Annotated in this window: 16 protein-coding genes; 7 read left to right on the forward strand and 9 right to left on the reverse strand. The window is 54.9% G+C overall.

Features of this window, described 5'->3' with window-relative positions:
• Positions 1–110 precede the first annotated feature (110 nt).
• The 3 genes from yjjJ (at position 111) to KI612_RS11865 (ending at position 2,754) form a co-directional block, all read left to right on the forward strand.
• Positions 111–1,475 (forward strand): type II toxin-antitoxin system HipA family toxin YjjJ, encoded by a 1,365-nt coding sequence (yjjJ, locus tag KI612_RS11855; RefSeq protein ID WP_226440290.1) that lies wholly within the window; start codon positions 111–113, stop codon positions 1,473–1,475.
• Between the two features lie 104 nt (positions 1,476–1,579).
• Complete coding sequence (locus KI612_RS11860; protein ID WP_226440291.1) at positions 1,580–1,972, forward strand: glutaredoxin family protein; 393 nt, start codon at positions 1,580–1,582, stop codon at positions 1,970–1,972.
• A gap of 353 nt (positions 1,973–2,325) precedes the next feature.
• Positions 2,326–2,754, forward strand: coding sequence for a group II truncated hemoglobin (locus KI612_RS11865; RefSeq protein ID WP_319002940.1), 429 nt, complete (start codon positions 2,326–2,328; stop codon positions 2,752–2,754).
• Positions 2,755–2,829: 75 nt separating this feature from the next.
• Here the strand turns inward: KI612_RS11865 and KI612_RS11870 are convergent, their stop codons facing one another.
• Entirely contained in the window at positions 2,830–3,423 is a 594-nt protein-coding gene (locus tag KI612_RS11870) for an NAD(P)H-dependent oxidoreductase (RefSeq protein ID WP_226440292.1), read from the reverse strand.
• Between the two features lie 95 nt (positions 3,424–3,518).
• Positions 3,519–4,040 (reverse strand): hypothetical protein, encoded by a 522-nt coding sequence (locus tag KI612_RS11875; RefSeq protein ID WP_226440293.1) that lies wholly within the window; start codon positions 4,038–4,040, stop codon positions 3,519–3,521.
• Between the two features lie 52 nt (positions 4,041–4,092).
• Here KI612_RS11875 and KI612_RS11880 point away from each other — a divergent pair, with 52 nt between their 5' ends.
• The gene (locus KI612_RS11880) at positions 4,093–5,130 is read left to right on the forward strand and encodes an IS630 family transposase (RefSeq protein ID WP_226440294.1); all 1,038 of its coding nucleotides are present in this window, start codon (positions 4,093–4,095) and stop codon (positions 5,128–5,130) included.
• A 108-nt stretch (positions 5,131–5,238) separates the two neighbouring features.
• On the opposite strand, the gene KI612_RS11885 is transcribed toward KI612_RS11880, so the two are convergent.
• Complete coding sequence (locus KI612_RS11885; RefSeq protein WP_319003002.1) at positions 5,239–5,568, reverse strand: RDD family protein; 330 nt, start codon at positions 5,566–5,568, stop codon at positions 5,239–5,241.
• A gap of 14 nt (positions 5,569–5,582) precedes the next feature.
• On the opposite strand from KI612_RS11885, the gene KI612_RS11890 reads away from it, so the two are divergent.
• Complete coding sequence (locus KI612_RS11890) at positions 5,583–6,620, forward strand: IS630 family transposase (RefSeq protein WP_226440294.1); 1,038 nt, start codon at positions 5,583–5,585, stop codon at positions 6,618–6,620.
• Positions 6,621–6,625: 5 nt separating this feature from the next.
• Here the strand turns inward: KI612_RS11890 and KI612_RS11895 are convergent, their stop codons facing one another.
• Positions 6,626–6,811: an RDD family protein gene (locus KI612_RS11895; RefSeq protein WP_226440295.1), complete on the reverse strand. Its 186-nt coding sequence runs from the start codon at positions 6,809–6,811 to the stop codon at positions 6,626–6,628.
• 44 nt (positions 6,812–6,855) lie between these two features.
• On the opposite strand from KI612_RS11895, the gene KI612_RS11900 reads away from it, so the two are divergent.
• Complete coding sequence (locus tag KI612_RS11900; protein WP_226440294.1) at positions 6,856–7,893, forward strand: IS630 family transposase; 1,038 nt, start codon at positions 6,856–6,858, stop codon at positions 7,891–7,893.
• A 160-nt stretch (positions 7,894–8,053) separates the two neighbouring features.
• Here KI612_RS11900 and KI612_RS11905 read toward each other — a convergent pair whose 3' ends face one another.
• The 4 genes from KI612_RS11905 to KI612_RS11920 form a co-directional block, all read right to left on the reverse strand.
• Entirely contained in the window at positions 8,054–8,533 is a 480-nt protein-coding gene (locus KI612_RS11905) for a hypothetical protein (RefSeq protein ID WP_226440296.1), read from the reverse strand.
• A complete protein-coding gene (locus KI612_RS11910) occupies positions 8,530–9,462 on the reverse strand; it encodes a DUF4747 family protein (protein WP_226440297.1) in 933 nt (310 codons plus the stop codon). The genes KI612_RS11905 and KI612_RS11910 overlap by 4 nt, the downstream gene beginning before the upstream one ends.
• A 115-nt stretch (positions 9,463–9,577) precedes the next feature.
• Positions 9,578–10,756: a DUF3800 domain-containing protein gene (locus KI612_RS11915; RefSeq protein WP_226440298.1), complete on the reverse strand. Its 1,179-nt coding sequence runs from the start codon at positions 10,754–10,756 to the stop codon at positions 9,578–9,580.
• An 82-nt stretch (positions 10,757–10,838) separates the two neighbouring features.
• Entirely contained in the window at positions 10,839–11,153 is a 315-nt protein-coding gene (locus KI612_RS11920) for a hypothetical protein (protein WP_226440299.1), read from the reverse strand.
• 78 nt (positions 11,154–11,231) lie between these two features.
• Here KI612_RS11920 and KI612_RS11925 point away from each other — a divergent pair, with 78 nt between their 5' ends.
• Complete coding sequence (locus KI612_RS11925; RefSeq protein WP_226440300.1) at positions 11,232–11,954, forward strand: HD domain-containing protein; 723 nt, start codon at positions 11,232–11,234, stop codon at positions 11,952–11,954.
• Positions 11,955–11,957: 3 nt separating this feature from the next.
• On the opposite strand, the gene KI612_RS11930 is transcribed toward KI612_RS11925, so the two are convergent.
• Positions 11,958–12,320, reverse strand: coding sequence for an EAL domain-containing protein (locus KI612_RS11930; RefSeq protein WP_226440301.1), 363 nt, complete (start codon positions 12,318–12,320; stop codon positions 11,958–11,960).
• Between the last annotated feature and the right edge of the window lie 210 nt (positions 12,321–12,530).

Genomic DNA, 12,530 nt, shown 5'->3' on the forward strand with positions numbered 1-12,530 from the left:
GCCCCGGCGTTTCTCAACGGCCGCATCGCTGCCGTATCGTTATCGCTGCAATAGCCAAGCCGCCGGAACAAGGCTAATATCAATTCATCAATCTATTCATCAATCAATTCATGCCAGCACCCGATCACTCGCTAAGCATTCGCACGCTGCTTTCATCCGGCCCGCTTACTGCCCGCCAGTTGGCCGAAAAAATCGGTATCAGCCAGGCCACGCTGTCCCGTGCCATGCAGGTACTGGGCAATCAGATCCTCCGTTTCGGCCCGTATCGATCCATTCACTACGCGCTGCGCCGGCCCCTGCTCGCCATGCCGGATGTTGCCATCTACCGCGTCACGCCGGCCGGCCAGGTCGAGGCGCTCGGGCGGCTCAGCCCGGTACAGCCCACCGGCTACGTGATGACCAACAGCGACGGCAGCACCAGCTACAGTGAAGGCTTTCCCTGGTGGCTGGACGACATGCGGCCGCAGGGTTTTCTCGGCCGCGCCTTCGTTGCCGCCCAGGCGGAAACGCTCGGCCTGCCGCCCCGTCTCGGCGACTGGCAGGAAGAACACATCCTGCGCGCCCTGCTCAGCCAGCCGGGCAGCGACGCCATCGGCAATTTGATTGTCGGTGATGCCGGGCGCGAGCACTTCATCCAGCACCCCGAGCCAGTTGCGCTACCGGCCACCGGGCTTGCCGCTGCCTACGCCGAACGCGCCCGGCAAGCGCTCAGCGGCGAAACCCCGGCCTCGTCAGCCGGCGGCGAGCAACCCAAGTTCGGCGCCTACGCTGAAACTGTCGATGGCCCGCGCCATGTGCTCGTCAAGTTTTCGCTTGCTGCCGCGGAAGGCGCCGACAACCCCGTCGCCCAACGCTGGCGCGACCTGTTGCTGGCCGAACACCACGCCCTGACGCTGCTGCGCGAAAACGCCATCGCCGCCGTCGCCACACGCATCCTCGACAACGGCCAACAACGCTTCCTCGAAGTCGAACGTTTCGATCGCATCGGCCCGCACGGCCGGCGCGGCCTCATCTCACTCAGTGCCATGGACGCCGAATTCATCGGCCTCGGCCGTGGCGGCTGGCCGGCCATGACCGCCCGCCTGCTTGCCGAGCGTCACATCACCCGCGACGCAGATGAGGCCGCCTGCCTGCTGTACGCCTTCGGCACGTTGATCGGCAACACCGACATGCACCCCGGCAACCTCTCCTTCGTCACCGACAGCGGCCGCCCCTACCAACTGGCGCCGGCCTACGACATGCTCCCCATGGCCTTCGCGCCGCGCAGCAGCGGCGAACTCCCCGCCACGCTACCGGCCGCCGGCTTTGACAGCCAGATCAGCAGCGCCCAGTGGCGCCAGGCACTGGCGCTGGCACAGGCCTATCTGAAGCGCCTGAACGAGGAAGCGGGATTCACTGCCGAATTTGGCGAATGCCTCGCCGCACTGGACAGACACTTGCAGACGGCCGCGGAGCGGATTGGGCGGCTGGGATAGCGCTCGCACGCAGCCACGCCGGACAAGTCATTTTGCGGCGCGCGGAACTCCATGGCGAACCGGCTGCCTTAAGCCCGTCCATTAACGGAAGCAAGTCATCCCCCATGAAAACAGTGATCAGAGCCTTCTTCAAAACCCTGCGGATCGTCATCGGCCCCTTCATGCTGCTCGGCGAGTTCGTCACCCGGCCCAAGGGAGTTGCGCGTCCTGCCGCAAGCCAGGCCGAGGTCGACCAGCAGTGCGCCAGCCTCGTCCTTTACCAGTACAAGACCTGCCCGTTTTGCATCAAGGTACGCCAGGAAATGCGGCGTCTCGCCCTCAAGGTAGAACGGCTAGATGCGCAACAGCCCGGAACCCACCGCGAGGCGCTGATCAGCGGCGGCGGCAAGGCCAAGGTGCCCTGCCTGAAAATCACCGACCCGGCCGGCAATACGCAGTGGCTCTACGAATCCGGCGAAATCATCAAGTATCTGCGCAGTCGTTTCGCCAGCGCCTGAAGCCCACGTCTGACAGGGAATGGCCGGCATTTGCTTTGTGCCGGCAATTTGCACCTTTTTCACCGGTCGACCGCCTGAGAGCTGGAACAAGCAAGCGAGCCATGCCATTTATGGCAGAGCGCTTGCCAACGCTGTCACAACAGCCCCACCGGAAAACATCCCGTCGCCCTCCCGCCATGCCGCATTGGCCAGCCGCGAGCCGCCACCCGGCGGCCTTGCGTGGCCGGCATGCATGTTGCTGATAATCCGGCCTACGCCAAGAGCGGGAACAAACGCATGCCGGACGCCACGCAAGCGGCGAACAAAGCGATGCGGCCCCGCAGGAAATGCAGGCGCAATCACGGGAAAACGACATGGAAACAATGAACCAAAGCAGCGAAACGCCCTATCAACGCATCGGCGGCGAAAGCGCCATCCGCAAACTGGTTGACCGCTTTTACCAGTTGATGGACGAACTCCCCGAAGCCTACACGGCGCGCAAGATTCACCCGCAAGACCTCACCGAATCGGGCAACAAGTTTGTCGATTTCCTCTCCGGCTGGCTGGGCGGCCCGCAGCTTTACGTCGAGAAATACGGCCCGCCCATGCTCAGGCGGCGCCACATGCCCTACACCATCGGCCCGGAAGAACGCGACCAATGGCTGATGTGCATGCAGCTTGCGCTGGAAGAATCGGTCCCCGATGAATCGCTGCGCACCGCCCTGTACGAGCAGTTCGTCCGCATCGGCGAATTCATGCGCAACCGGGGAGAAAACCTTCCGTCCTGCGGCTGCGGGCACTGATCGATCGCCTCGCGGCGGGCGCGGAAAAAGCCGCTAGTGGACCGCCCCGTCGCAGCGCACGAACCCCGCCCTGCGTCACAACCAGCGCGCCAAGGCCCTTTCAATGCGCGATGAAAAGCGCCGAACCTGAGCCGAATCGAGCTTCTCCGCCTGATACAGCGACAGCATCCCGAAGCGGCAAGCCGGCGCGCAAGTGCCCAGCAATGCCGTTTTCAGGATGCGCCGGACCGGCTGCCACAGCAGCAGGCGATCCACCCACCACGGCGACCCCAGCGAAGTGATCGCCAGCGCGTGCTTCAGATTGAGCAAACGCGGCCGAATCGGCCCCAGATCGCTGGCATGATCGTAAGCCACCCCAGGCCCCCAGACCCGGTCAAACCAGCCCTTCAAGATCGCCGGAAAGCCGAACCACCAGGTCGGAAACACCAGCACCAGCGCCTCGGCGGCAAGCAAGCACTCAACCTGCCCGGCGATGGCAGAAGCGTCGAAAGGCAAACGGTAGTAGCTCTGCCGCTCGGCCTCGGTCAGCACCGGAGAAAAGCCCGCGTCGTAAAGATTTTCGACCACAACCTCATGACCGGCGGCGGTCAGCGATTTGATGGCGACCTGCGCCAGGGCTTGGGTCAGGCTGTCAGGGAGAGGGTGGGCGATGACGACGAGGGTTTTCATGGGAGATGTCCAAAATCAAACCGGGCAACTGGTGAGAAGCGGAATATGCCGCATCGCCGCAAGCATCGCACCATAAACACGAGCGGCGCCCCCGCTTAAAGCCGACAGCTCAGCACGAGACGCTCGCCCGCCCTGACCTCGACCTCGTCCTTCGTGATGCGGGAGATCTTGCCGGCCGACTCGTAAGTATCGCCGCACAGTTTCCAGAATATCCGCAGGCCGGGAAGCAGTTCGATTTCCCGTTGCAGCACGATACCCAGCGGATCGGCGTCAAACGCGGCAACCCGATAGAGGCGATAGCGAACCACTCCCGAGCCGGCTTCGTCGAGCATGCCGTCGATGAACGGCGCCGAGAAAGACATCACCAGCCAGCACAACAAACTGATCGGCAGGACCGGCAAGGCAACAATAAAGGCGGCCCGGCGAATGTCCCCGCGCGGAGAAGCGAAGCCTGCCCAGATGAGACTGAAGGGAATGGCCAAGGCGAGCGCCAGACCGACCTGCGCATTGATGCCCCACAAATCGACCTCGAACGGAAAACCGGTTAGGCCGATGCCGGCAATAGCAAGTAGGACACCGGCAAATATCAGGCGGCGGATGAGGGATGCGGGCGCCATTTTCAGTTATTAACCTGGCAAATAGATAGGGCGTTTATGTTATGATATTTGCATGGATAAAGAAGATGCCCGCAAGCTCAGGCCAGAGCAACAAAAGGAGAAGCGCAAGATAGCGCTTCGCATGCGAATGAACGGACGCGAATTTGCCGAGATTGGATTAGCGGTCGGAGTACATTCCCGTACGGTCCAATATTGGTGGTCGCGCTACCAGGCAGAAGGCCTCAAGTCGGCGGTAGAAGGCGGCAAAAGAGGCACGGAGATTGGTGAGCGACGCACACTCAGCGTGGAACAGGAGTGGGCAGTGCAGCAGTTGATCAGCGAGAAAATGCCTGACCAACTCAAGCTTTCCTTCGCGCTCTGGACACGGGCAGCAGTTCAGGAGTTGATCCATCGTCGTTTCAAGATCGACATGCCGATTCGGACGGTCGGTGAGTATCTCAAGCGCTGGGGTTTTACACCGCAGAAGCCGTTGAAGCGGGCCTATGAGCAGAAACCTGAATTGGTGGAGGCTTGGCTCAAGGAGAGTTACCCACGCATCGCCCGGCGCGCCAAGGACGAAGGGGCGGAGATTCACTGGGGTGACGAAACGGGCATCCGTAGCGATTGCCAACATGGCCGGAGCTATGCGCCAGCGGGAAAAACACCTGTTCAAAGGGTGCCCGGCAGCCGGTTTGCCACGAACATGATCTCCACGGTCACCAACCAGGGGAAAGTGCGCTTCATGCTCTATCGGGAAACGATGACGGCCACTGTCCTGATTCGATTCCTTGCACGCCTGGTTCGTGATGCTGGACGCAAAGTGTTTTTGATTCTCGACAACCTGCGAGTGCATCACAGCAACAAGGTTCGGGACTGGTTGGAAAAACATACCGAGCACATTGAGTTGTTCTTCTTGCCCGCCTACGCCCCGGAACTCAATCCGGACGAGTATCTGAATTGCGACCTGAAGGCCTTGGTTCATGGCGGAAAGCCTGCCAGGAATCGGGATGAACTGGAATCAAAGGTGCGAGGTGCAATGATGAAAATACAGAATCGCCCAAAACGGGTTATGTCCTATTTTAGACACCGAAAAATCCAATATGCCGCGTAATGAACCTATTGGATTGCCGGGTTAATATTTACACTCAAATCAAAATGGCAGAGAGGGAGTTAGTTTTGATAAAAATTCAATCACTCCAAGCTCTATGCATCGTTTGCCCTAGGCATTGGGGAATCTGACTGAAACAGGACCACGTTGTTTGGCTCTGACGACGACGCTATGAGCGAGTTTGTCGTGCCAACCTTGTTTCCTGTTATCAAAGCCAACCCAGATCAATCCAAGCCCAAGCGGGATCGCAGATACAAAATATGCCAAGTATCTCCCGATGCTTTGGCCGACAGAGAGCGCAGCGCCAGAGTCGGCGTCTAAAACGCTTAGTGACAATGCCATCTTCCCCGGAGTGGCTTGCTTTCGTGTCCAAAACCAGACCGAGCCAACTGCGGGAAGAAACCAGGAAATATTAACCTGGCAAATAGATAGGGCGTTTATGTTATGATATTTGCATGGATAAAGAAGATGCCCGCAAGCTCAGGCCAGAGCAACAAAAGGAGAAGCGCAAGATAGCGCTTCGCATGCGAATGAACGGACGCGAATTTGCCGAGATTGGATTAGCGGTCGGAGTACATTCCCGTACGGTCCAATATTGGTGGTCGCGCTACCAGGCAGAAGGCCTCAAGTCGGCGGTAGAAGGCGGCAAAAGAGGCACGGAGATTGGTGAGCGACGCACACTCAGCGTGGAACAGGAGTGGGCAGTGCAGCAGTTGATCAGCGAGAAAATGCCTGACCAACTCAAGCTTTCCTTCGCGCTCTGGACACGGGCAGCAGTTCAGGAGTTGATCCATCGTCGTTTCAAGATCGACATGCCGATTCGGACGGTCGGTGAGTATCTCAAGCGCTGGGGTTTTACACCGCAGAAGCCGTTGAAGCGGGCCTATGAGCAGAAACCTGAATTGGTGGAGGCTTGGCTCAAGGAGAGTTACCCACGCATCGCCCGGCGCGCCAAGGACGAAGGGGCGGAGATTCACTGGGGTGACGAAACGGGCATCCGTAGCGATTGCCAACATGGCCGGAGCTATGCGCCAGCGGGAAAAACACCTGTTCAAAGGGTGCCCGGCAGCCGGTTTGCCACGAACATGATCTCCACGGTCACCAACCAGGGGAAAGTGCGCTTCATGCTCTATCGGGAAACGATGACGGCCACTGTCCTGATTCGATTCCTTGCACGCCTGGTTCGTGATGCTGGACGCAAAGTGTTTTTGATTCTCGACAACCTGCGAGTGCATCACAGCAACAAGGTTCGGGACTGGTTGGAAAAACATACCGAGCACATTGAGTTGTTCTTCTTGCCCGCCTACGCCCCGGAACTCAATCCGGACGAGTATCTGAATTGCGACCTGAAGGCCTTGGTTCATGGCGGAAAGCCTGCCAGGAATCGGGATGAACTGGAATCAAAGGTGCGAGGTGCAATGATGAAAATACAGAATCGCCCAAAACGGGTTATGTCCTATTTTAGACACCGAAAAATCCAATATGCCGCGTAATGAACCTATTGGATTGCCGGGTTAATAATAAAATCAGCGGGGCCCGAAATCACGCTCTCCGAATCAAAATACTTCCAGCCATAAATTGAAACGAGAAGTGGAAATGTAATTGCCATGACCAATACCGCATCGATGAGGGCAGCCCCCACACGCACCCAGAAGCCTGCATATTCAAAATCTGATTCGTTCATATTAACCTGGCAAATAGATAGGGCGTTTATGTTATGATATTTGCATGGATAAAGAAGATGCCCGCAAGCTCAGGCCAGAGCAACAAAAGGAGAAGCGCAAGATAGCGCTTCGCATGCGAATGAACGGACGCGAATTTGCCGAGATTGGATTAGCGGTCGGAGTACATTCCCGTACGGTCCAATATTGGTGGTCGCGCTACCAGGCAGAAGGCCTCAAGTCGGCGGTAGAAGGCGGCAAAAGAGGCACGGAGATTGGTGAGCGACGCACACTCAGCGTGGAACAGGAGTGGGCAGTGCAGCAGTTGATCAGCGAGAAAATGCCTGACCAACTCAAGCTTTCCTTCGCGCTCTGGACACGGGCAGCAGTTCAGGAGTTGATCCATCGTCGTTTCAAGATCGACATGCCGATTCGGACGGTCGGTGAGTATCTCAAGCGCTGGGGTTTTACACCGCAGAAGCCGTTGAAGCGGGCCTATGAGCAGAAACCTGAATTGGTGGAGGCTTGGCTCAAGGAGAGTTACCCACGCATCGCCCGGCGCGCCAAGGACGAAGGGGCGGAGATTCACTGGGGTGACGAAACGGGCATCCGTAGCGATTGCCAACATGGCCGGAGCTATGCGCCAGCGGGAAAAACACCTGTTCAAAGGGTGCCCGGCAGCCGGTTTGCCACGAACATGATCTCCACGGTCACCAACCAGGGGAAAGTGCGCTTCATGCTCTATCGGGAAACGATGACGGCCACTGTCCTGATTCGATTCCTTGCACGCCTGGTTCGTGATGCTGGACGCAAAGTGTTTTTGATTCTCGACAACCTGCGAGTGCATCACAGCAACAAGGTTCGGGACTGGTTGGAAAAACATACCGAGCACATTGAGTTGTTCTTCTTGCCCGCCTACGCCCCGGAACTCAATCCGGACGAGTATCTGAATTGCGACCTGAAGGCCTTGGTTCATGGCGGAAAGCCTGCCAGGAATCGGGATGAACTGGAATCAAAGGTGCGAGGTGCAATGATGAAAATACAGAATCGCCCAAAACGGGTTATGTCCTATTTTAGACACCGAAAAATCCAATATGCCGCGTAATGAACCTATTGGATTGCCGGGTTAATAAATAATTTCCTCTGTTTTGATTAAGGAAAAAAATCTAAAAAAACGGATTCTGACACCCATTATCTCTATCTCGTTTTTTAAAAAACGAATTCGCTTAAATCAGTGCTAATTATATCAGACATATTTGATTGATTTAAGGAGACACCTTTCTATCTTCGCGAGAAACTCTGTTGAAAAACGTGTGCAATTTCATAAGATCAATGACGTTTTTCACCATTGTATAGCTGTTAATGAGCGCCAGCAAAAATCCGAATGCGGCCAATAATGCAAATCCATTTCCAGTAAACAACTTGGTTGCCAGCAATAAAAATATCGCGACTCCTTCGATGGCGACTACATAAGCGGTGGCGTTCAAGAAAACATGGAACGAGCCAATCCGGTCAAGCCAAGTATAAAACTCTGTGTCCGCTTTTGAATAAAACGTCCACAAGAAACCAAGTGCCGCCGCGAAAAATACGGCGCAATATAGTGTTGCGATATCTAATGCGAATTGGCGCACTAATTCTGCCAAAGCGGCAGCGCCCATTGTGCTGCATCCAAGACCAACAAGCAGAATGGCGAGAACTATTTCAACGATATACGCCCAGGCAACTTTTAATTTCCTGTGCTTCATTCTTCTCTCAGTGGATGAACTCTATCAATTTCCGCGCAGATTGCAGCAATTGCATTTTTTGCTTCCTTTGTGCGTAGATTTACATTTATTCCGCGCACAAAATCTCTCAGCCCCTTAACAACTCCGCGAGCGGCTTCATTACCAGACTGAGCAACTTCAAAAGTATCATTACGCAGACCTTCAACAGTTACTTCGCCCTTCTTGTAACCTTGCTCGGCAAGGACAGCAGATGCGAAGGGGCGAGCATTTGGTAACTTGGAAAGTCCGCCGGGATTTTTCATATCCTGAGTTATTTCTCGAATCCCACTGTCTCTAAGATCCTCGTACACCGATTTAGTGTATCTATTTAGCTCTGGATTTGGGATTCTCAGGGTCACTTTCATTCTTGTAACCCGCTGAAATGATAGAAAAAGCTCAACGATATCGTTGTGCGCGGGAACGGGCTCCAGTTCAATAGTTGACCACCACTCCAATGAGTTTGCGGCGCTCGAAAGAATTTGGTGCATGAAGTCTCGCCAAGCTGTGTTTGATAGATCTCCTGTATGTTCTACGGCCACAAGATGGCGCGATAGATCGAATAGGCAAACGATTGTGCTAGCTAGTGGAGGATATGAAATTGATGTGCTATTTGTAAGGCCTTCGTCCGTAACACTCATCCCATCTTTTTCTAGGATGCTTCTTGCTAAAACTATGTGAACTAGGTCTCGTTGCTCCGCTATTTCACTAAGATCAACAAAGGAGCGAATACTCCATTTGAAGACAGCACTTCTTGTTTTTTGAATTTGATCGTGAGCAACATCGCATGAAGCCTCAAGAAGCTGGCGTATATCTGTATCGCCTCTGAGGCGCCTTGGATTTATGTCGATAAATAAATCAGATGAATCCTCAATATTCAGCCTGAACAAATCGAATGAAAAGCGTTTTGGCAATTTTACCTCCTTGTTTTCTTCTGAGAAAGACTAGCGAAAGAGTAGAAAATTTGCATGACAGGACCAGACCTCTATTAATTTTTCTATTGTTGTTCTTGACTACCCATTTTTACCTCTATTGCCGACTAATAGCTTCTTGCCTTCGACTTTCGTCAATACGTCTTATGTTTTCTGCCATATCAATCTGATCACTCGTTGGTTCAACGAGTTCATCAAACCATTTAGACCAACGGTTTGAAATTGCATTTATCGAAATTTCGTCGGTACGACCACGATAAGCCTGAGCCCTAAAAATCGGGGCTAACTCATCCGCCACATCCTTACCTTCAAGAAGACGCTTGAAAAGCCACAAATAGCAATCCACAAGCTCAAGTCCCACGCTTTCTTTTCCCGAACGGATCGAAATGGGTGCTGTTGGAATTTTTGACAAATCCATTTTTGGCAATCCTGGCCCAGTTTCCCAAGGAATATCGCGAGCATTCGCATAAAACTCTGCGAGATTCTTTTGTGCTTTATTAAACTGAGATTGCTGATCAATCGTAATACTAGCGAAAGATTTACCGTTTTTAAGCCTAGATGCAATGCCATGCATAACCGATTGAAACCCAATTAAATTTGGAGTTACAGTTAGCACTTCTTTTTTTGATTGGCAGTTGTACTGTAATTTATCTGGATTTCGAATGGCCCAATTCAGAGAGTCACCCAATAGCTGCCTAGACCTTTCATCCGGCAGAGCCTTTAATCTATTAATCAATTCACTGCATACCTGAATTAGTAATGATTCGGCGTGTTGATTTTTTGTTTCAATTCGAGAACTCCATGCGAGTTTCGCGAGGTTCTCGTCAAATAGCGACGCGAGTTTTACCAGCAAAATATAGCGAAGCGGTGTCCAATATCCAGTCCATGTCATTGCTGGATTGATTCCTTGATCAAACACCTGATCAAAGAAACAAATAATGGCATGATCAGGCTTGGCAACACGATAGAGGTCAAAAATCGGTTTATGTCTCTTTTGCACGGAAATAAGGTAGTCAGAAATCTTGACCAACCCTCCAAGCCCCAATTCGGCTGCATGAAGCCGTTCAACGCCAAGCTTCTTTCGTGCCAATTTAACCTGCTCCTCTGCGACAAGGTCTAGGTTGGTCGTTGCACTTAGTACACCGTAGTAAAGAACAGGTTGGTCAACATCAAAAATATTGGGGCCTGTATGACCACTTTCATCGACATAGAAAAACATATTTTCTTTCTGTTTATTCGAATATGACGAAACCGAAAAGATTTTCTTTAATTCCAAACCACCACCAACTCCCGTGCCCTCCTAGTTATCACCACCAGAGGAAACTCCAACCCATTGCAGTTGTGCATGCTCAAAAACTTCACGGTGTCTTCCCTCTCCTCAAAGATGATTTGATCCTGACAAGCCCCCGGCATGCCGACTTTTTTGGCGAGGAGAGGACCGGTTTGCCGATACCGTAGTCGCAGTAAATCACCGCCATGTCGCTACATGGGGAGCCTGCTTTATTAAGGTGAGTGACAACGAAGTCAGGATGCACATTGCGCGGCCCAAGCGGTACGTCGTACCAGAGCAGCCAGTCATCTTCGAGCTTTTGCTCGAGGCGGTAGGCGAGACGCTTTTCGCCACCGGTCATGCGGGAGACACACACGCCGATTGCCGGAATCAAAGACGCCACGGCCACCCTTCCGTTTTGTTATGAATTTGTAATGGGAAAATTATGCCATAGGCCATATCCCATTCGGCTGAAAATAACTTGGACAGCTTTCTCGCCGCCAGCCTCTCCCCGATTCGGCGTTACGATGTCGCCCCCTTCGCCCAGGAAAATCGCATGCAAAACCTCGTCGACCGTATTGCCGCCCGGATCAAGGCCAAGTTTTTGTCGGAAAGCTCGGGCCATGACTGGCATCACATTCATCGCGTCTGGCAGCTGGCGCGGCAGATTGCCGAGCGCGAGGGGGCCGACCTGGTGATTGCCGAACTGGGCGCGCTGGTGCATGACATTGCCGACTGGAAGTTCCACGGCGGCGACGACAGTGTCGGGCCGCGCGAAGCGCGTTTGCTGCTGAGCGAGGAAGGTGCGCCGGCGGCGGTGATCGAGGCGGTGGTCGATATCGTTGCCAGCATTTCCTACAAGGGTGCCGGCGTGGCGACGCCGATGCGGTCGCTGGAGGGGCGTTGCGTGCAGGATGCCGACCGCCTGGATGCGATCGGCGCGATCGGCATTGCCCGCTGTTTTGCTTACGGCGGCCACGCCGGGCGCTTGATGCACGATCCGGACGAGCCGCCGGTATTGCACCAGACGGCGGCGGCCTACAAGGCGTCAAAGGGCGCCAGCCTGAATCACTTTTACGAGAAGCTGTTTCTCTTGAAGGACCGCATGAACACGCCGACCGGCCGCGCCCTGGCCGAGCCGCGGCATCAGTTCATGCAGGATTTCGTGACGCAGTTTCTTGCCGAGTGGAACGTATCGGCCTGAGTCTCAGGCGCCGAGTGACGGGCCGCCGCGCCCGGTGCTCATGAATTGCCGACGAAAATCGGCTTCGCAGACCGGTCGACCGCTGAGGAAGCCCTGATGCACGTCACAGGCGAGATCACGCAACATCAGTAGCTGGCCTTCGCTTTCAACCCCCTCGGCGATGACTTCGAGGCCAAGGTTGTGGGCCATGGCGATGATCGCCGGGACCAGCGCCGAACCGCCGGCGTAGTTGCCCTCCTCGTCGATCAGCGACATGACGAAGCTGCGGTCGATCTTGAGACTGTTGAAGGGCAGCCGGTGCAGGTAGGAAAGCGAGGAGTAGCCTGTGCCGATGGCGCCCGGCCGGATTTGTCCCCAGGTGATCATCCCCCCGGCCGGCCAGATCTGCAGGCGGCGGGCGATGCATGGCAGATCGGGCGCAAGCGGATATTCACGGTAAATATCCGCATGCCCTGCCCGCAGAGCGTCGCCGCCCCCGGAGATTTGCCGGCCAGTTGCACAGTCGGCGACTACTGTTGCAGGGCAAGCGCTATCAGGGTTTTGACCGCTCGCCGTTTTGCAATGTTTCGGTATGAT

This window comes from Quatrionicoccus australiensis (assembly GCF_020510525.1).
GTDB classification, from domain to species: Bacteria; Pseudomonadota; Gammaproteobacteria; order Burkholderiales; family Rhodocyclaceae; genus Azonexus; species Azonexus australiensis_B.

Excerpts from the sequence above, each read along its gene's own strand:
- KI612_RS11865 (WP_319002940.1), top strand. The coding sequence starts at position 2,326 with ATGGAAACAATGAACCAAAGCAGCGAAACGCCCTATCAACGCATCGGC.
- yjjJ (WP_226440290.1), top strand. The coding sequence starts at position 111 with ATGCCAGCACCCGATCACTCGCTAAGCATTCGCACGCTGCTTTCATCC.
- KI612_RS11880 (WP_226440294.1), top strand. The coding sequence starts at position 4,093 with ATGGATAAAGAAGATGCCCGCAAGCTCAGGCCAGAGCAACAAAAGGAG.
- KI612_RS11870 (WP_226440292.1), bottom strand. The coding sequence starts at position 3,423 with ATGAAAACCCTCGTCGTCATCGCCCACCCTCTCCCTGACAGCCTGACC.
- KI612_RS11860 (WP_226440291.1), top strand. The coding sequence starts at position 1,580 with ATGAAAACAGTGATCAGAGCCTTCTTCAAAACCCTGCGGATCGTCATC.
- KI612_RS11890 (WP_226440294.1), top strand. The coding sequence starts at position 5,583 with ATGGATAAAGAAGATGCCCGCAAGCTCAGGCCAGAGCAACAAAAGGAG.
- KI612_RS11930 (WP_226440301.1), bottom strand. The coding sequence starts at position 12,320 with ATGATCACCTGGGGACAAATCCGGCCGGGCGCCATCGGCACAGGCTAC.
- KI612_RS11875 (WP_226440293.1), bottom strand. The coding sequence starts at position 4,040 with ATGGCGCCCGCATCCCTCATCCGCCGCCTGATATTTGCCGGTGTCCTA.
- KI612_RS11895 (WP_226440295.1), bottom strand. The coding sequence starts at position 6,811 with ATGAACGAATCAGATTTTGAATATGCAGGCTTCTGGGTGCGTGTGGGG.
- KI612_RS11905 (WP_226440296.1), bottom strand. The coding sequence starts at position 8,533 with ATGAAGCACAGGAAATTAAAAGTTGCCTGGGCGTATATCGTTGAAATA.
- KI612_RS11900 (WP_226440294.1), top strand. The coding sequence starts at position 6,856 with ATGGATAAAGAAGATGCCCGCAAGCTCAGGCCAGAGCAACAAAAGGAG.